11 protein-coding genes, 1 tRNA gene, 1 other RNA gene and 1 pseudogene are annotated in these 17,511 nt (G+C 70.2%); 2 read left to right on the forward strand and 12 right to left on the reverse strand.

Annotated elements, in window-relative coordinates; translation table 11 throughout:
- Window positions 1-20 precede the first annotated feature (20 nt).
- The 8 genes from BGO37_RS09340 to BGO37_RS09375 all read right to left on the reverse strand — a co-directional run bounded on the left by BGO37_RS09340 (window position 21) and on the right by BGO37_RS09375 (window position 8,156).
- Complete coding sequence (locus tag BGO37_RS09340; protein WP_291754246.1) at window positions 21-2,489, reverse strand: S8 family peptidase; 2,469 nt, start codon at window positions 2,487-2,489, stop codon at window positions 21-23.
- Window positions 2,490-2,605: 116 nt separating this feature from the next.
- Entirely contained in the window at window positions 2,606-3,568 is a 963-nt protein-coding gene (locus BGO37_RS09345; RefSeq protein WP_291754249.1) for an AAA family ATPase, read from the reverse strand.
- A 284-nt stretch (window positions 3,569-3,852) separates the two neighbouring features.
- Window positions 3,853-3,937, reverse strand: a tRNA-Ser gene (locus BGO37_RS09350).
- Between the two features lie 92 nt (window positions 3,938-4,029).
- Window positions 4,030-4,719 carry a hypothetical protein gene (locus BGO37_RS09355; protein ID WP_291754251.1) on the reverse strand — a complete coding sequence of 230 codons (690 nt, stop codon included), beginning with the start codon at window positions 4,717-4,719 and terminating at the stop codon, window positions 4,030-4,032.
- A 222-nt stretch (window positions 4,720-4,941) separates the two neighbouring features.
- Window positions 4,942-5,751: an LLM class flavin-dependent oxidoreductase gene (locus BGO37_RS09360; protein ID WP_291754253.1), complete on the reverse strand. Its 810-nt coding sequence runs from the start codon at window positions 5,749-5,751 to the stop codon at window positions 4,942-4,944.
- A 62-nt stretch (window positions 5,752-5,813) separates the two neighbouring features.
- Window positions 5,814-6,395: an ATP-binding cassette domain-containing protein gene (locus BGO37_RS09365; RefSeq protein ID WP_291754254.1), complete on the reverse strand. Its 582-nt coding sequence runs from the start codon at window positions 6,393-6,395 to the stop codon at window positions 5,814-5,816.
- Window positions 6,392-7,126, reverse strand: coding sequence for an ABC transporter permease (locus BGO37_RS09370; RefSeq protein WP_291754255.1), 735 nt, complete (start codon window positions 7,124-7,126; stop codon window positions 6,392-6,394). Before BGO37_RS09370 ends, BGO37_RS09365 begins: the two co-directional genes overlap by 4 nt.
- A gap of 28 nt (window positions 7,127-7,154) precedes the next feature.
- Window positions 7,155-8,156, reverse strand: a complete 1,002-nt coding sequence (locus BGO37_RS09375; protein WP_367188098.1) for an ABC transporter substrate-binding protein — start codon at window positions 8,154-8,156, stop codon at window positions 7,155-7,157.
- Here BGO37_RS09375 and BGO37_RS17845 point away from each other — a divergent pair.
- Window positions 8,107-8,214, forward strand: a pseudogene (locus BGO37_RS17845) (hypothetical protein); the annotation flags it as partial. The gene BGO37_RS09375 and the pseudogene BGO37_RS17845 sit on opposite strands and share 50 nt — an antisense overlap.
- Window positions 8,215-8,265: 51 nt before the next feature.
- Here the strand turns inward: BGO37_RS17845 and BGO37_RS09380 are convergent.
- The 4 genes from BGO37_RS09380 to BGO37_RS09395 all read right to left on the reverse strand — a co-directional run bounded on the left by BGO37_RS09380 (window position 8,266) and on the right by BGO37_RS09395 (window position 17,117).
- Window positions 8,266-11,454 (reverse strand): NAD(P)-binding protein, encoded by a 3,189-nt coding sequence (locus BGO37_RS09380; RefSeq protein ID WP_291754257.1) that lies wholly within the window; start codon window positions 11,452-11,454, stop codon window positions 8,266-8,268.
- A 201-nt stretch (window positions 11,455-11,655) separates the two neighbouring features.
- Window positions 11,656-13,473 (reverse strand): NADH-dependent [FeFe] hydrogenase, group A6, encoded by a 1,818-nt coding sequence (locus BGO37_RS09385; protein ID WP_291754259.1) that lies wholly within the window; start codon window positions 13,471-13,473, stop codon window positions 11,656-11,658.
- A 12-nt stretch (window positions 13,474-13,485) separates the two neighbouring features.
- Complete coding sequence (locus tag BGO37_RS09390; protein ID WP_291754261.1) at window positions 13,486-16,590, reverse strand: NADH-ubiquinone oxidoreductase-F iron-sulfur binding region domain-containing protein; 3,105 nt, start codon at window positions 16,588-16,590, stop codon at window positions 13,486-13,488.
- Window positions 16,590-17,117, reverse strand: coding sequence for an NAD(P)H-dependent oxidoreductase subunit E (locus tag BGO37_RS09395; RefSeq protein WP_291754263.1), 528 nt, complete (start codon window positions 17,115-17,117; stop codon window positions 16,590-16,592). Before BGO37_RS09395 ends, BGO37_RS09390 begins: the two co-directional genes overlap by 1 nt.
- 158 nt (window positions 17,118-17,275) lie before the next feature.
- Between BGO37_RS09395 and ffs the strand changes: the two genes are divergently transcribed.
- Window positions 17,276-17,372, forward strand: an RNA gene (gene ffs / locus BGO37_RS09400) — signal recognition particle sRNA small type.
- Window positions 17,373-17,511 lie beyond the last annotated feature (139 nt).

Below are 17,511 nucleotides of genomic sequence, written 5' to 3' on the forward strand. Positions count from 1 at the left end.
CTGCGCGGTGCTGCAGGACATCACCGCGTTCGTTGGGCGAGTCGCTGCCGGACCTGGGTCCGAAGAGCCTCGGAGACCTCGGCGTGGATGTCCGCCCTGACTGTCTCCTGAACCTCCAGCGATGCGACCACCGCGTATCGGACAGGTCGTTCAAGTCGGTTGGCGGCGTCGGGCTTGCAGTCGACGTGTATCTCGAGGGACGCCCCACGCAGGAAGGACACCGCCTGGCTGCCCTCGAACACCTCGTGCTGGATTGTGCCCGCCTTCACCGCGTGTGGGTCACCCTCTTGTCGGGAGACGGCGAGAGCACGTTCGTTGCTGTCGAAAGAGAGGCGCGCCATTCGGTGCCGCAGAGATCGCGGGTTGATCTCGGAGAGCCAAGCCAAGGTCACCGTGAGCCGGCGCCAGTCCGTCGTTGCGGCGAGTGCAGTTGGGAGCGGCAGCGAGAGCGTGTGGCGCTGCTTCTCCTTGATCGATCCCGCGCCGATCAGCGTTGCACGGTTGGCTGCAGCCGTTCCGAGCCGCGACATGTCGACAGGGCCGTATCCCAGGAACCGCGTCGCTTCGGCGCGGAACCGTTGCGGATCCACGTCGAGCTCGCTTCGTAGGCGGTGGCGGAGGTCGCCCCATCCAGCTGCGTGTGTGAGCAGTGCCTTGACCAGCACGGGGTGGTACTGCGCGTCGGGCCAAGGGAACTCACCATGTACGTCCGCATGATCGGCCAGGACATCCAGGAGTTGCCCAGCCGCTCTCGTCGCAAGTGCCGCCGCATTGCTGGTGCCGTACGAGTACGCGTAGCCGTTGGGACCGCCGGTTGGATCGGGCGCCGCGGTCCACAACCCAGGTCCCATCCTGCTGAGTGTCGCGGGGTGGAGCGTGACGAGCCCGGATGCGCCGGGTGCTGGGCGCTGGTGGAGTTCCCTGCCCCCGGGCATGAGTAAATCGGGCTTGACGGAACGACGGTGTCCGAAGCCGACGGCGCAGTAGAGCGCTGGCTTACCGTCACCGCAGGCGTCGACCACCGCGTCGGTCAGCGGGGGCCTCGCAGCGTCGCTGTTCACCGCTCCAACGGTGACTGCATTGACTGCCTCGGCCGGTGACAGGAGGCGCCGCAGACGCGCCCGATCGCGGATGTAGGCGAACGCCGCGTGCTGAAGGGCAACGGGATCATCGACGAGGGAAGCGTCGACCTCGAGCGTGCTGTCGTGGTTGCCGGCACTGACGACGATGACGATGTTGTACTCGACAGCGAGCCAATCAAGCAGCCTGGCAGCGGGGCTCAGTCGACGGTTGAAGACTCGGACCGCGTCGCCGATAGAGAGATTGACGATCCGCACGCCGGGCGCTGCCGGAGGATGGCTGCCATCGCCCTCGAACATTCGCCGAAGCGCGCGGTGAAGGAGGTCAACGAAGAGCTCGTCAGATGGGACGACTTCGCTTGAGAAGAACTCATGTGGCCGGAGGACAGGGCGGACGTAGAGCCTCCGGGAGATCGGGGGGTCGACGGCCGTCAGGTCGCCGTGGCAGATCAGTGAGGCCATGGCAGTGCCGTGAACCTGCTGCGACGTGGTGTAGGCCGACGCGATGCCGTCGGCGTCATCCACAAGCAGGCGGCCGGCAAGGGCTGAGTGATTCGACAGAGGGAGCCCGTCAATCAGGGCTACGCGCGGCGGCTCGTCGACAACCGCCGGTGGTGCATAGGTGCGCCCCGCCGGGGGAGCAGCCTCGCTGGACTCCAGCGGCACAGCCATGGGTCTTGCCGGTGACACCAGCATCACAGAGTCGGCCGTGAGGAGCTGGATTGCCTCGGGTCCTCTGTCGAGAACGGCCTGAACCTGGTCATATGGAAGGTCTGCCAGAAGTGCGTGGTAGTCGATCGCGCCGATCAAGACAGATTTGAGGACGGTGCCCCCGGCTCGAGCAATTAGCTGCTCAACCTCGGTTTGCGCAGCAAGCCGTCTGCCTGGGTCGCTTCGGTACCAGAGATCTACCTCGACCCGCTTGGTGCCTTGTCCGCCGACGATGGCGACGTCCTCGCGCCACTGTTCGAGTAATCCCGTCTCGGCAACGCGGTCAATGGCGTTCCAGCGTCGAAGATCGCGCAGTTGTGCGAACACGTCCTTCAACGGGGCAAGGCCTCGCTCGAACGTAACTTTCGGGTTTGCTCGCCAGAGTTCGAAGAGCCGAATCAGCTGTCCCACTGCCGCAGCGTTCGACATGACCAGGTAGAGCGTCTCCGGCACGGCGGTCACCGTTCGCCCGTTGTTCTTCACGAAGTGGAAGTCGTCGTCAGGCTCACGCGTGCCGTCGTCGAGAGCGGCCAGGAACTCCAGGCCGGGCACCCCCCGCGTCGCGCGGAGGAAGTTGTCGACGGAGCCGGCGACCTCGAAGACGACGACGAGTTCCGGGTCAGGCTCGGTAGTTGCGCTCGTCGCAAGCGCGCGCCCGCGGGCGAGTGCGTTCTGAAGCTCCTGGAACCGCGGTGCCAACCGCTGGCCCTGCCGGGAGGCGCTTGGTCGTGACGCCTGAGAGAACTGCGGTCGGCCCGCCGGGATGGGCCCAACAGACGGTGGCGGGAAGGCCAACAGAGGGCGCGGATCACTACTCATCGGTGGGTCTGCGTTCGCCACCGCTCAAGTCGACTTCTGGCGATCCCCACGAGGTCAGCAGAGGGAAGATCCAGCACGTAGCGCCGGCGAACGTCGATCGCGAACTGCTCAAGTTCGGCGTAGCTCGCGCCGATCAGCCTGTCCGCGAGCGTTCGCGGTGCAAGGCCGAGTTCGCCGCCGAGTCGCGCGGAGAGCCGCTCGAGGAATCTGGTTGCCTGCTCTCGTGTAGGTGCGTTGAGGGAGAGCCGAACCTGGAACCGGCGCCATGCGGCTCGGTCCAGCAACTCCTGGTGGTTGGTGGCGGCGACGACGATCACATGTGAGGGCAGCCGGTCGATCTGGAGCAGAAGAGTTGACACGACACGCTTGATCTCACCGGTCTCGTGCGCATCAGCGCGCTCCTTGGCAATCGTGTCGAACTCGTCGAGGAACAGCACGCAGCGACGCGTTCTGGCGAACTCGAACACGTGGTCGAGTCGACTTGCTGTCTCGCCGAGGAAGGAGGACACGATGCCCTCATACCGCACGACGTAGAAGGGGAGCATCGAGTCCGTTGCGATCGCCTCGGCGAGACTGGTTTTGCCGTTGCCCGGCGGGCCGTCGAGCAGAAGCCGGTTGCGCGGTTCGAGGCCATGACTCCGCAGCAGTTCCGATCGGCGATGTTCCTCAACAACCTCCGACGCTGTGGCAGACACCCGCTCGTCCAGCTGGAGGTCCGAGAGGCGCCGACGTGGAACCAGCTCAAGGAGCAAGTCCGCCACAGGCCGCGTGGAGTCATCACGACTCAGCAGACCCGCGGAGCCGGCAGTCGTTATGAGTTCCGCGAGCCTGTCGGCAACCAAGTGATGCTGGTTGCTTCGCTCCTCGGCGATGATCGCCTCGACGAGGGCGGTGAACCTAGCGTTGTCGCCCCGGCGCTGCGCCTCGACGAGGTCCACGACAAGGTCAGAGCGCGCCATCAACCCTCCCTGCGGTCCTTGCGCGCGACTCTACAGCCGGGGCGGGGGCCGCAAGCCTCGTTGGGTCCCTGGCGTGGCCGTGCTTGACTCCACTGCTCACCGAACCACCGAGGGCAGACATCGGCCGCGGGGCTGTGGCGGACACGACAACGAAGTTGAGTCAACGGACCTCGGTGTCGGGAACTGCAACCAGAACTGCAACTACACCGCCGGGGGCGACCCGACGCCACAACGCCGAAGGGCCCGCTCCCCGCGCAACCGCAGGTTACAGGCCCTTCCAACAGCGGAGGATGGGGGATTCGAACCCCCGAGGGTGTTACCCCAACACGCTTTCCAAGCGTGCGCCATAGGCCACTAGGCGAATCCTCCCGGCCGGACGATGCTACCGGACCCTGACCTGGGACCAAGCACGCGCAGCGACGGGCGAGGCGGGTGAGGAACCCGCCAGGCTCTCGGTCGGCCTACGGAGCGGCGGGCGTCGTGACCTCCGCCAGGAGTGTCACGAGCTCGTGGGTCTCGCGGGTCCTGGGCGCTCCGCTGATGCCCATCGCCGCGGGGAGCTCGCTGAGTTGATAGATGGGGAGACGGTGCGCCCAGCCGGGCAGGTTGGCGACGTCCGTGACCACCGCGGCCTTCACCGGTGGCGGGCTCTCGAGGGCCGCGAGGGTGGCGTTGAGCGCGATCGACGCGGTCGACGCGTCGATCCAGGCCTGCCAGACGGAGGCGGTCTCAGGCCCTCGACCGGCCTGGGGGCGCCACGGAGCCCAACGGGATTCGGACGCATCGACGACGACAAGCACGCCGCCAGAGCCGACGAGGATGTGGGACAGCGGCGCGGAACCGGCCACCGCGCGGTCGTGCAGCACGACGAGACCACGAACCGCATGCAGTCGTCGGGCGACACCGTGTTCGATGCGCAGCCGCCGTGACAGCACGTTCGTCGCGGCGGTCAGGTCCAGTCGAGTGGCGACGGCCAGCCCGACCAGGACGGCGGCGCATGAGCCGACGACGATGCCGGTGATGCTGTATCTCGGGCCGATCTGGGCGAGACGCCGGACCCACAGTGCGGCGCCGATCGCCACAGTGATCGCCAGGCCGGCGGCAGCACCACCTCGGGCTCGGTCCGCCGCGCGGGCCCGGTCACGGCGCACTCGGGTGGAGCGTCCTGGGCGGCCTGCCGCACGCGAGTCCACGGCCGGACTGTAGAACCCACGTGATCATCGCGTCAGCGAAACGGCATACCGGGAGCGCCCAGGGGTGCCCACCGCCCGAGGGATCAGCAGAACCTCGAGGCCGGATGCTGGAGCCGCCCCGGCCGGACGAGGGCCCGGACCCGACCGCGGAGCCGTGCCGCCCCGGCGGCGGCCGCACCGTCATCGCGGCGGGCCTGCCGCCACCCGGTCGAGCATCTCCTCGTGCGTGCCGCGCAGGCCGAAGAGCGACTCGAACCACCAGGTTGCGCCGGCCTCGGCGTAGGCGGGCGCGAGGCCGGGGGAGCCGGCGGGCGTCGCCCCCATCACGGCGACGTCGAACCCGGCGTGCGGCCCGTGAGCCCGTAGGTACGTCAGGTCGGCCGCGACGTTCTCCGGCGGGTACACCACGCGCTGGGTCTCGTCGATCGACCCGATCACCCAGCCGTCCCACCGGGCGGCCCGCCGCAGCGCGGGCCGGCTCGACCCGCCGATCCACACCGGCACCCGCGGCGACTGCGTCGCGTGGGAGGCGACCTGCGCGCCGGTGACCGTGTGGTGGGCGCCGGCGAACGTCACCGTCTCGGCGTTGCAGAGCCGCGCGACCAGGGACAACGCCTCGTCGGCCATGGCCGCCCGCTCCGCGGCGGGCCGGAGCTCCCCGTACGCGGCGAGGTCGAAGTCCACGCCGAGCCCGGCGCCGAGCGTCACCCGCCCGCCGGAGAAGGCATCCAGCGCGTGCACCGACCGCGCCAGCAGCTGCGGCGTGTACCGGGGGATCGGCGAGACGGCCGTGACCAGCCGCAGCCGGGACGTCGCCGCCGCCACCGCGGTCAGCGTCACCCACGGGTCGCCCACGCCGCCCCAGAACGTGCAGTGGTCCCAGACGGCCAGTGCCTCCCAGCCCGCCGCCTCGGACGCCACCGCCAGCTCCACCACCGGCCCGGGCTCCGCGTACGCCCCGAGCGGCACCACCTCGATGCCGTACCTCACCTGATCCCCCCGCCGGCCTCGTCGGACGACGAGCGACGCTACCCACGCCCACCGACACCAGGTCAGGGGGCGGGCAGCCGCACCACGGTCGCCGAGAGGAACACCGCCTCGGCCGGGTCGTGCGTGATGAGCAGCGTCGTGCGTCCGTCCAGCCGGTCGCGCACCCACGCCAGCGTGAGGGCCTTCGCGTCCGTGTCGAGCCCCGTGAAGGGCTCGTCGAGCACCAGCACGTCGGAGGGCGCCAGCACCCCGCGCACGATCGCCACCCGCCGCCGCTGGCCCCCGGACAGGGACCGCACCGGCTTGCGCAGCGACTCGTCGGCCAGCCCGACGGCCTTGAGCGCGTCCTCCACGAACGCCCGCGTCGCGGACCGCGGCAGCACCAGCCGCACGTTGCCCACCGCCGTCAGGTGCGGGGCGAGCCGGTTGTCCTGGAACACCGCGGCGCCGCGCATGCCGGACAGGCCGGAGATGGTCCCCGACGTGGGGGTGTCCAGGCCGAGCAGCAGCCGGCCCAGCGTCGTCTTGCCCGAGCCGTTGGCCCCGAGCACGGCCGTCACCGTCCCGGGGGCGAGCGTCAGCGACAGGTCGCGCAGCACGACGAGCGGGCCGAACGCCTTGGTGACGGACGTGAAAGTGATCATGCGGCCAGCCGCCGTTCCAGCAGCGACAGCAGCCACAGCACCAGTCGCTCGAACGCGAACGCGACGAGCACCACCACGGCGGTCCACGCGAACACGTCCGCGGTCTCGAGGAACACCCGGCCCTGGTACAGCCGCTCGCCGATGGTCCCCGTGGGCAGGCCGATGACCTCGGCCGCGATGCCGCTCTTCCATGCGAGCCCGACGCCGGTGCGGCAGCCGGCACCGAAGAACGGGAGCACACCGGGGACGTCGATCGCGAGCAGCCGGCGCCAGCCGGACACCCGGAACACCGACGCCATCTCCAGCAGCGACCGGTCCCGCGCCAGGATCCCGGAGTAGACCGTCGCATGGATGATCGGCACCGTCATGAGGAACGAGACGATCGTCGCCAGGCGCGACGGGTCCGCCCAGATGAGCACCAGGATGATGAAGCTCACCACGGGCGTGGACCGGATCGTCGCGACGAGCGGCGCGACGAGCGCCTGCGTCCAGCGGGAGGCGGCCGAGAGGTCGGCGAGCAGCACGCCGACCACCGCCGCCAGCAGGAAGCCGAGCGTGATCCGGCCGAACGTCCGCCACACCGCGGCCCAGAAGTCGAGCGTCGGCACCAGCTGCGTCAGCCGGACCGCGACCTCCCACGGCCCGACGAGCAGCACGCGCGAGCCGACGACGAGTGACGCGCCCTGCCACACGGCCAGCCAGAAGGCGATGGCCAGCAGCGGGCGCGCCACCCGCCAGGGGTCCTGACGAGCCGCAGCCTCAGGCGCCGAAGTAGAAGTCATCGCCGGGCATGCTGCCACCGACCGACTTCGGATCTGCGGTGAACAGCACCTGCAGGTAGTGCGAGAGTGCCGTCTTCATCTCCGCGCCGGCGAGGTACGTCACGTGGCTGCCGGGGATCGCGGCCTGCGCGATCGGCGCCGCCGGGACGATGCCCGCGGCGGCGATGAGCGCGGCGGCCGCCGCCGGCTGGTCGTTCGTGTAGGCGGTCGAGGCCTGGTAGTCGGCGAGGAAGTCCGCGAACGCGGCCGGGTGGGCCTTGACGAAGGCGGTGCGCACCACGAGCACGCCGGTGATGAGCTGCGAGCCGGCCGGGCTGACCTTGGTCCACTCGGACGTGAAGTCGAACACGGTGCGCGCGGTGGCGGTCTGCTTCTCGACGACCGTCACGTACGGCTGCGGCAGCACCGCGAGGGTGCCGGGCGTGGCCACCAGGCGCGAGCCGAGCGCCGTGGCCTCGGCCTCGAACTGCACGGTGACGTCCTTGGCCGGGTCGAGCCCGTTCTTCGCCAACAGGTAGTCGAGCGTGTACTCCGGCGTGGTGCCCTTGCCGGTGGTCCAGATCGTCTTGCCCTTGAGATCGGCCCAGCTGTGGACCGAGTCGCCGTTCTCGACGAGGTTGAGGACGCCGAGCGTGTTGATCGCCGCCACCTGCAGCGCCGGTCCGGCGTCGGTCTTCGTCTGCTTGTAGAGCACCGCGGCGAGGTTGGACGGGATCAGCGCGACGTCGACCTTGCCCTGCACGACGAGCGGGACGACCTCGTCGGGCGAGCCGTACATCGTGGCCTTGTAGTCCTGCTTGCCCAGGCCCTTGGACGCGTCGTCCATGAGCTTGACCAGGCCCATCGTCGTCGGGCCCTTGAGTGACGCGATGTTCATGGTGACCCGCTCGGCCGGCGTCGTGGCCGCGGTGGCGGGGGTGGTGGCGGGTGGGGTGGTGGTGCTGGGAGCTGCCGTCTGCGTGGAGCAGCCGAGGAGCAACGCCGCTACCGCGACGGAGCCGAAAAGGGCGCGAGCGAGCCGCTTCATGGGCGTGTGAGCCTTCCGGGAGCGTTGGTGGCGGCGCCGGCGGCGCCGCCGGGTACGAAGGTCAGCGCCGGAAGGGCGCGTACTCCGTGTGGAGCAGGTGATGAGCCAGCTCCGAGTTCGGCTCGCCGAAGTACTCGTCATAGAGCCGAAGGATGTCGGGATTGCCCTGCGAGGTGCGCAGCGGCGAGGTCTTGTCGATGTTGACCAGGACCTTCTGGCGGGCGACCGCCTCGCGGCTGCTCGTCGCCACCGGGTTGCCGGCGCCGTTGATGCACCCACCGGGGCAGGCCATGATCTCGATGAGGTCGAAGCCGACGTCCTCACCGGCCACGACCTTCTTGACCAGCGGTGCGGCGTTGTTGAGGCCGGAGACCACGGCGACGCGCACGGTGGTGCTGCCCGCCACGTACGTCGCGGTCTTGACGCCCTCGAACCCGCGCAGCTCCTCGAAGTCGAGCTTCTCCGGCACCTCGCCGGTCAGCGTCTCGACGGCCATGCGCATCGCGGCCTCGGCCACCCCGCCGGAGGCGCCGAACAGCATGCCGGCGCCGGACACCTGGTGGTACGGCTCGTCGAACTCGCCGGGCTCGATCTCCTCCTTCTGCAGCCGGAGGAACTTGACCATCTCGAGGAACTCGAGGGTGGTGAGCACGGCGTCGACGTCGCGGATGCCGTCGGGCGCGAACTCGTCGCGCGCGGCCTCCGTCTTCTTCGCCATGCAGGGGACGATCGACACGACGTAGAGGTCGTCCAGCTCGATGCCCGCGGTCTTCGCGAAGTGGTTCTTCACCGTGGCACCCATCATCTGCTGCGGGCTCTTGCAGCTGGACAGGTGCGGGATCAGCTCGGGGTAGCGGCGCTCGACGAGGTTGACCCAGCCGGGGCAGCAGCTCGTGAACTGCGGCATGACGCCGCCGCGCTCCACACGGCCCAGGAACTCCGTCGCCTCCTCCATGATCGTGAGGTCGGCGGCGAAGGTGAAGTCGAAGACCTTGTCGAAGCCGACCTTGCGCATGAGGCCGGCGATGAACGGACCGACCTCCTGCGGCGTCAGGCCGTACTCGGCGGCGATGACGGTGCGGACCGCCGGCGCGACGAACCCGACGACCTTCTTCGTCGGGTTGTTGATCGCCCGGAACACCTTGCCGCGCTCGCGGCGGTAGTCCAGCGCACCGCACGGGCACGCGCGGACGCACTGGCCGCAGCTGATGCAGTCGGTCTGCGACAGCGGGAGGCCGTTGTGCGTGCCGACCCGCAGCTGACCGTTCGAGTACTGGAACGCCAGCACGCCGACGCCCTCGACCTCGGCGCACGCCGTCACGCAGCGGCCGCACGAGATGCACTTGTTGTTGTCCCGCATGATGAACGGGTGGTCGGACACCTTCGGGGAGTACGGCCGGACGTGGAGCGGGGTCTCGAACACGACGTCGTGGGCCGAGGCCTCGTTGCGCAGCGAGCAGTGGTCGCGCTTGGTGCAGCCGCAGCGCAGGCACCGGCGCGCCTCGGCGCGGGCCTGCTCCTCGGTGAGCCCGGCCTCGACCTCGGCGAAGCTCTTGATCCGCTTCTCGACGGGCAGCGCGCTCATCGTGGCGCGCTTGACCTTCGGGATGGCCGCGAACTCGTCCTGCGGCATGTCCTCGAGCGTGCCCCGCGAGCACGTGTAGTCCTCGTGGCTCGGGCGGATGTAGCCGCGGGTGATGAAGTCGCCCATCGCGACCGCCGCGCGCCGCCCGGCGGCGACGGCCTGGATCACGGTCGCCGGGCCGGTGACGCAGTCGCCGCCGGCGAAGATCTTGGTCTCCGACGACTTCATGGTGCGGCCGTCGACGTCGATGTCGCCCCACTTGTTCAGGCGGACCGGCAGGTCGTTGTAGAGGAAGCCCGTGTCGGTGCTCTGGCCGATGGCGCCGATGATCGTGTCGGCCTCGATGACGAAGTCGCTGCCCTCCACCGGGACCGGGCGGCGGCGGCCTGAACGGTCGGGCTCGCCGAGCTCCATGCGCAGGCAGTGCAGCTGCTTGCGGCCGTCCGGGCCCAGGGTGATCTTCGTCGGGGCGGTGAGGTACATCATCTCGACGCCCTCGTGCTCCGCCTCCTCGATCTCGTACGGCTCCGCCGGCATCTCGTCGCGCGAGCGGCGGTAGACGAGCGTCACCTTCTCGGCGCCGTTGCGCAGGGCGGTGCGGGTGCAGTCGATCGCGGTGTTGCCGCCGCCGACGACGACCGTGCGGCCGAGCGGGATGGTGTCGCCCTTGACCACGCGCTCGAGGTACTGGATGCCCATCCACACGCCGTCGAGGTTGTCGCCGTCGATGCGCAGCGGAGTGGCGCGCCACGAGCCGATCGCCAGGTACACGGCGTCGAAGTCGCGCTGCAGGTCCTCGAGGGAGAGGTTGGTGCCGAGCGCCTTGCCCGTGACGATCTGCACACCCATCTTCTGGATGACGCCGATCTCGTTGTCGAGCGTCGCCTTGGGCAGGCGGTACTCGGGGATGCCGTAGCGCATCATGCCGCCGGCGTGGGGCTGCTTCTCGAACACGGTGACGGCGTGACCGGCGAGGGCGGCGTAGTACGCGGCCGCCAGGCCGGAGGGGCCGGCGCCGACGACCGCGATCGCCTTGCCGGTCGGGGCCGCCACGCGCGGGACCCACGGCGTCTCGCGGGACATGTCCCAGTCCGCCGCGAAGCGCTTGACGTAGTTGATGGCGACGGGCTCGTCGACGAGGTTGCGCCGGCACGCCGCCTCGCACGGGTGCGGGCACACGCGGCCGCACACCGAGGGGAAGGGGTTGCGGTCCTTGATGACGCGGACCGCGGCCTCGAAGTTGCCGTCGCCGACGCGGCGCAGGTAGGTCTGGATGTCGACGTTCGCCGGGCAGGCCTCCACGCAGGGGGCGACGCAGTCGGCGTTGTGGTCGCAGAGCAGCTGCTCGAGGCGGACCTTGCGGTACGCGTCGAGGCGCTCGTTGTGGGTGGTGATGGTCATGCCGGCGCGGATCGGCGTCAGGCACGCCTTGACGTCGCGCGGGGTGTCCTCGCCGACCTCGACGACGCACAGGCCACAGCTCGCGTTGGAGCGCGCGAGGCGGGGGTCGTGGCACAGCGAGGGGATCTCGATCCCCTCCTGCGTCAGCGACTGCAGGATGGTCAGGCCCTCGACCACCTGCATCTCACGGTTGTTCACCGTGACGGTGACGATGCCCTGGGCAGAGTCGTCGGCGACGGTGTCCAGCTGGGCCGTTGTGGTCAAGTCCCCCGACCTCCATGGGCGGGCGGGATCGCCGTCCGAGCGGCCCAGCCCTGGTCCGAAGGGGGTCTGCGGTGTGCCCCCTGTCCACACACCAGGCTAGGGAAATGCTTCACAAGGCGAACCGGACTTCCGACCTAGAGACATCCCCTCATTGCCGCGGGATCCGGCCGCCCGACCGTGACCGGCGGGCCGCCACCCCGGTCAGACCGGCCGTCGGGCCGTGTACCGCGTGTGCAGCAGCTCGTGCGAGACGTGCCCGTCGGGCGAGCCGAGGAACTCCGCGTACACCTGCTGGATCGCAGGGCTCGTGTGCGACCTGCGCAGTGGCTTGCCGGCGTCCTCCCGGTACAGCGCCGCCATGCGCCGGCGCCGGATCTCGTCGGTCGTGGGGCGAGGCTGCCCGCCACCGCTGATGCACCCACCGGGGCACCCCATCACCTCGATGAACAGGTACGGGCTGTCGCCGGCGACGATCTGGTCCATCAGCACCGCCGCACCCTTGAGCCCGCTGGTCACCGCGATCGGGACGTCCACGCCCTCGAGGAAGGACCACTGCGGCAGCACGCCTTCCAGCCGGATGGTCGCGGACTTCATCCGCTCCAGGCCCCGGATGGCCGTCAGCTGGATCGCGTCGTAGGGCAGCACCCGGCCCGTGACGACCTCGTACACCGTGCGCAGCGCGGCCTCGGTGACGCCCCCGGTGGTCCCGAAGATGTCGGCCGCCCCCGTCGACACGCCCATCGGGTTGTCGAACTCGTCGTCGGGCAGGTGCGTGAAGTCGACGCCCGCCTGGTGGAGCATGCGGCCGAGCTCGCGCGTGGTGAGGACGGCGTCGACGTCGGGGATGCCGTCGCGCGACATCTCGGGGCGTCCGACCTCGAACTTCTTGGCGGTGCACGGCATGACCGAGACCGTGACGACGTCGTGCGGATCGAGCCCCTGGCGCTGCGCGAGCCACGTCTTGGTCAGCGCCCCCAGCATCATGTGGGGCGACTTGCAGGACGACAGGTGGGCGAGGTGCTCGGGGTAGAAGTGCTCGACGTACTTGATCCAGCCGGGGCTGCAGCTGGTGATCATCGGCAGCGTCGGCTCCGGCAGGTCGGCCAGCCCGAGGGCCGCCACCTGTTCGTCGTCGACGAGCCCGAGCCCACGGAAGTGCGCCACGAGGCGGCCGAGGAGCTCGTAGCCCTCCTCCATGATGGTGAGGTCGGCGGCGAAGTTGGTGTCGAAGACGTGGTCGAAGCCCAGCTCGCGCAGCGCGCTGACCATCTTGCCGGTCACCAGCGTGCCGGCCGGGAGCCCGAACTCCTCGCCCAGCGCCGCACGGACCGCGGGAGCCGCCTGGACCACCACCGTCTTCGACGGGTCGGCCAGCGCCTGCCAGACGGCGCGCGTGCCGTCGGCCTCGTGGATCGCGTCGACCGGGCACACCACCGTGCACTGCCCGCACAGGGCGCACGCGGCCTGGTCCAGCAGGAGGTCGCCGGGCCCGACCTGGCTGTGGAAGCCGCGGTTCTGCACGCTGAGGGCGCCGACGCCCTGCACCTCGTTGCACACGGAGACGCAGCGACGGCACAGGATGCACTTGGAGGCGTCAAGCACGATGGCACGCGAGCTGTCGTCGACCTGGCTCCGCGACATCTTCCCGGCGAACCGCGACGTCGAGACGCCCAGCGTCCGGCCGAGGTCCTGCAGCTCGCAGTCCCCGTCCCGCGCGCAGTGCAGGCAGTCCGCCGGGTGGTCCGACATCATCAGCTCGAAGAGCACCTCGCGCGCGTGGCGGGCGCGGGCGCTGTTGGTCCGCACGACCATGCCCTCGGTCGCCTCGGTCTCGCACGCCGTCATGAGGCGCGGACGGCCCTCGACCTCGACCGCGCACATCCGGCACGCCCCGACCTGGTTGACCCCCTCCAGGTAGCACATGGTGGGGATCTCGATGTGCTCCCGCTGCGCGGCCTGCAGGATCGTCGTCCCGGGCTCGACCTCGGTGACGTGGCCGTTGATCTCCAGATGAACCATGACGGCCTTCTCCTATCGCCGGTCGCAGTGCAGGCAGCGCATCGACTCCGCGACCGCGTCCACGCGGTGGTAGCCCTGCGCGACCTCGTCGTAGCTGCGGCCGCGCCGCTCGGGTGCCAGGTAGCACATCCCGAAGCGTCCGTGCTCCCGGGTGTCCCCGTCGTCGAGCACCGGTTCCGGGACGTCGATGGCGGGCCCCTTCCAGAGCTCTCCGTCGCCGCCCAGGTACCGGTCGACGGAGCTGGCGACCTTCTTGCCGTCCGCGATCGCGGTGATCACCACGTCGGGGCCGCGCAGGGCGTCGCCGCCGGCGAAGACGCCGGGCACGTTCGTCATCGACGTCGTGCCGTCCACCTCGAACGTGCCCACCGAGGTGACCCGGACGCCGGCGGGGCTGGTGAAGGAGGAGTCGACGAACTGGCTGACGGCGGGGATGACCAGGTCGGCCATGAACACCTCGTCGGCGTCCGGCTCCGGCACGGTGCGGCGCCTGCCGTCCTTGCCGAACCCGCCCAGCGCCATGCGCTGGCAGTGCACGGCGAGGCGTCCGTCGGAGGCCTCGATCGCGACGGGGGACACCAGCTCGCGGATGACGACGCCCTCGTCGCGCGCCTCGGCGATCTCCTCGGCGTCCGCAGGCATGTCCATGATGCGACGCCGGTAGAGGATCGTGACGTGCTCGGCGCCCTCACGCAGCGCGGTGCGGGCGGCGTCCACGGCGGTGTTGCCGCCGCCGACGACGACCACCGAGCCCGACTGGGGTGAGGTGCCGCCCAGGTTCACCCGGCGCAGGTACTCCAGGCCGTGGACCACGCCCGGCAGGTCCTCGCCGGGGATGCCCAGCGTCCAGGACAGCTGCGTGCCGACGGCCACGTACAGCGCGTCGTGACGGGTCATCAGATCGTCGAAGCTCACGTCCCGGCCCACCGCGACGCCGGTGTGGATGCGCACGCCCGTCACCCGGATCGTGTCGATCTCGCGCTGCAGGGCGCTCTTCGGCAGCCGGAACTCGGGGATGCCCACCGCCAGCATGCCGCCGGCCACGGGCTGCTCCTCGTAGACGTCCACCTCGTACCCGCGCAGCCGCAGGTAGTAGGCCGCGGTGAGCCCCGAGGGGCCGGCGCCGATGATGCCGACGGACCCGTCGCGGTGGCCGGGGATCGGCTCGGTCCCCACCGCTCCCGACTCGTAGGCGGTGTCGGCGGCGTACCGCTTGACGGCGCGGATGTCGATGGGCTCGTCGAGCTGGCCACGCCGGCAGGCGAGCTCGCAGGGGTGCGTGCACACCCGGCCGCACACGGACGGGAAGGGGTTCTCCTGGCGGATCAGCCGGTAGGCGTCCAGCGGGCGTCCGGCCGCGACCAGGGACAGGTAGGCGGGGACGTCGACGTGGGCGGGGCATGCGTTCACGCACGGCGCGACGAAGAGCGCCGAGCACTTGCCCGCCCGGCAGTAGTGGTCGCGGATGTGCTCGTCGTACTCCTCGCGGAAGTACCTGATGGTCGACAGCACGGGGTTCGGCGCGGTCTGGCCCAGGCCGCACAGCGCCGTGTCCTTGACCACGTCGCACAGCTCGATCAGGCGCTCGACGTCGCCCTCGCGCCCCTCGCCGTCGGTGATCCGCGTGAGGATCTCGAGCATGCGCGTGGTGCCGATGCGGCACGGCACGCACTTGCCGCAGGACTCGTTCGCGCAGAACTGCATGAAGTACTTGGCCACGTCCACCATGCAGGTGTCGGAGTCCATGACCACGAGGCCGCCGGAGCCCATGATCGCCCCGAGCTTGACGAGCGAGTCGTAGTCGATCGCGGTGTTGAGGTGCTCGGCCGTCAGGCAGCCGCCGGAGGGCCCTCCGGTCTGGGCGACCTTGAACTGCTTGCCGCCCAGGATCCCGCCGCCGATGTCGAAGACGACCTCCCCGAGCGTGACGCCCATGGGGACCTCGACCAGGCCGGTGTTCTCGATGTCGCCGGCCAGCGCGAACACCTTGGTGCCCGGGCTGCCCTCGACCCCGATCGACCGGTACCAGGCGCTGCCCCGGGAGATGATCGGCGCGACGCTGGCCAGGGTCTCGACGTTGTTGATGATCGTCGGCCGGCCGAACAGCCCCGAGTCGCACGGGTAGGGAGGCTTCTGGTGGGGCTCCCCGCGCCGGCCCTCGACGGAGCTCATCAGGGCGGTCTCCTCGCCGCAGACGAACGCGCCGGCGCCGATCCGGATCTCGATGTCGAAGGCCTGCTCGGTGCCGAAGAGGTGCTCGCCCAGCAGCCCGACGTCGCGGGCCTGGTCGAGGGCGGCCTTCAGCCGCTCCACGGCCAGCGGGTACTCCGCGCGGACGTAGACCACGCCGTGGCGCGCGCCGATCGCGCGGCCGGCCACCAGCATGCCTTCGATGACGCTGTGCGGATCGCCCTCGAGGACGCTCCGGTCCATGAAGGCGCCGGGGTCTCCTTCGTCGCCGTTGCAGATCACGTACTTCTCGTCGCCGGGGCGCGCGGCGGCCATCGCCCACTTGCGGCCGGTCGGGAAGCCGCCCCCGCCTCGCCCGCGCAGCCCGGAGGCGGTGATCTCGTCGACCACCTGCTGGGACGTCATCTCCGTGATCGCCTTGAAGGCGGCGCGGTAGCCGCCGCGGGCGATGTACTCGCCCAGGTCCCCGTAGTCGGCGCGTCCGCAGTTGCGCAGCACGATGCGACGCTGCCGGGCGAAGAACGGGATGTCGTCGAACGCCGGGACGGCCTGGCCGGTGTCACGGTCGTGGTAGCACAGGTGCTCGACGACCCGTCCGTTCACCAGGTGCTCGGTGACGATCTCGTGGACGTCGCCCGGCTTCAGGTGGCAGTAGAAGACGCCGTCCGGCTCCACGATCAGCGCCGGGCCGACGCCGCACGCCCCGATGCAGCCGGTGTGCTTGACGAGTGCCGTTCCCGAGAGCCCGGCCGCGGTGAGCTCCCGCGCCAGCGCGTCCTCGATCTCGTCGGCCTGCGACGACAGGCAGCTGGCCCCCGAGCAGAGCATGACCGTGAGCGTGACGTCCTTCGTGCGCTCGAGGTAGTCGTCCCGCATCGCGTCCAGGTCGTCCGCCGTCGTGATCGCCCGCACCGTGGTCTCGCTCATCACACGTACCGTTCCAGCAGGTCGTTGATCTTGTTCGGGTTCACTCGCTTGTGGACGTCGTCGTCGACGGTGACCACCGGTGCCAGTCCGCACGCGCCGACGCAGCGCACGACGCCGAGGGAGAACCGCCGGTCCGGCGTGGTCTCGTCCTCGTCGATGCCGAGGGTGTCGCTCAGCTTGGCCAGCACGTCCCGGCCGCCCCGCACGTAGCAGGCGGTGCCCAGGCAGGAGTGGATCGTGTGACGCCCCCGGGGCACCGTGGTGAACAGCGAGTAGAAGGTCACCACGCCGCGCACCCGCGAGTACGGCAGGCCCATCCCGGTGGCGATGGTGGTGAGCATCTCGTGAGGCAGCCAGCCCAGCAGTGCCTGGGCCTCGTGCAGCACCTGGATCAGCTCGTCGGGGTGGTCCTGGTGCCTGGCGACGATCTGCCCCAACCGGGTCCGGACGTCGTCGGTCATGTCGTCCGGCAGCTCAGGCCGTGCGGACGTGCCCGGCGAGGCGGGGGAGAGTTCGGTCGTCGTCATCGAGACCCCAGTCCAACTTTGTGAAAGCTAGAACTTGCTCCTATCCGAACGATAAGCAGACGTCTCGCCACGGGGCAGCGGACTTCCGACCCAGATGTGTCGTGGACCTGGTCAGAGCCCCGAACCCGCGCCGCCGCGCGCGGACGGTAGGCTTGGTCTTCGACCCCTCGTGCGGCGTCATCCCGCTGAACCCCCCCAGGGCCGGAAGGCAGCAAGGGCAGGCAGGCTCTGACGGGTGTGCGAGGGGTCCTCGCATGCCTGCCGCCACCCGGCAACGGCGTGCTCGAGGCGTCGGACGCTTCCTCGTCGGGCAGCGCGCGGACGCGGGTGCGCCGGGGTCCCGGCGGTCGCGCCGACGGGTGCGCGGGCGTGGGTGGCGGCACGTAGGGTTTCC

This window comes from Cellulomonas sp. 73-92, from assembly GCF_001898175.1.
Lineage (GTDB): Bacteria > Actinomycetota > Actinomycetes > Actinomycetales > Cellulomonadaceae > Cellulomonas.

Bases quoted from the DNA above. Each gene is read 5' to 3' on its own strand.
- BGO37_RS09345 (WP_291754249.1), bottom strand. From the start codon at position 3,568: ATGGCGCGCTCTGACCTTGTCGTGGACCTCGTCGAGGCGCAGCGCCGG.
- BGO37_RS09365 (WP_291754254.1), bottom strand. From the start codon at position 6,395: ATGATCACTTTCACGTCCGTCACCAAGGCGTTCGGCCCGCTCGTCGTG.
- BGO37_RS09385 (WP_291754259.1), bottom strand. From the start codon at position 13,473: ATGGTTCATCTGGAGATCAACGGCCACGTCACCGAGGTCGAGCCCGGG.
- BGO37_RS09390 (WP_291754261.1), bottom strand. From the start codon at position 16,590: ATGAGCGAGACCACGGTGCGGGCGATCACGACGGCGGACGACCTGGAC.
- BGO37_RS09395 (WP_291754263.1), bottom strand. From the start codon at position 17,117: ATGACGACGACCGAACTCTCCCCCGCCTCGCCGGGCACGTCCGCACGG.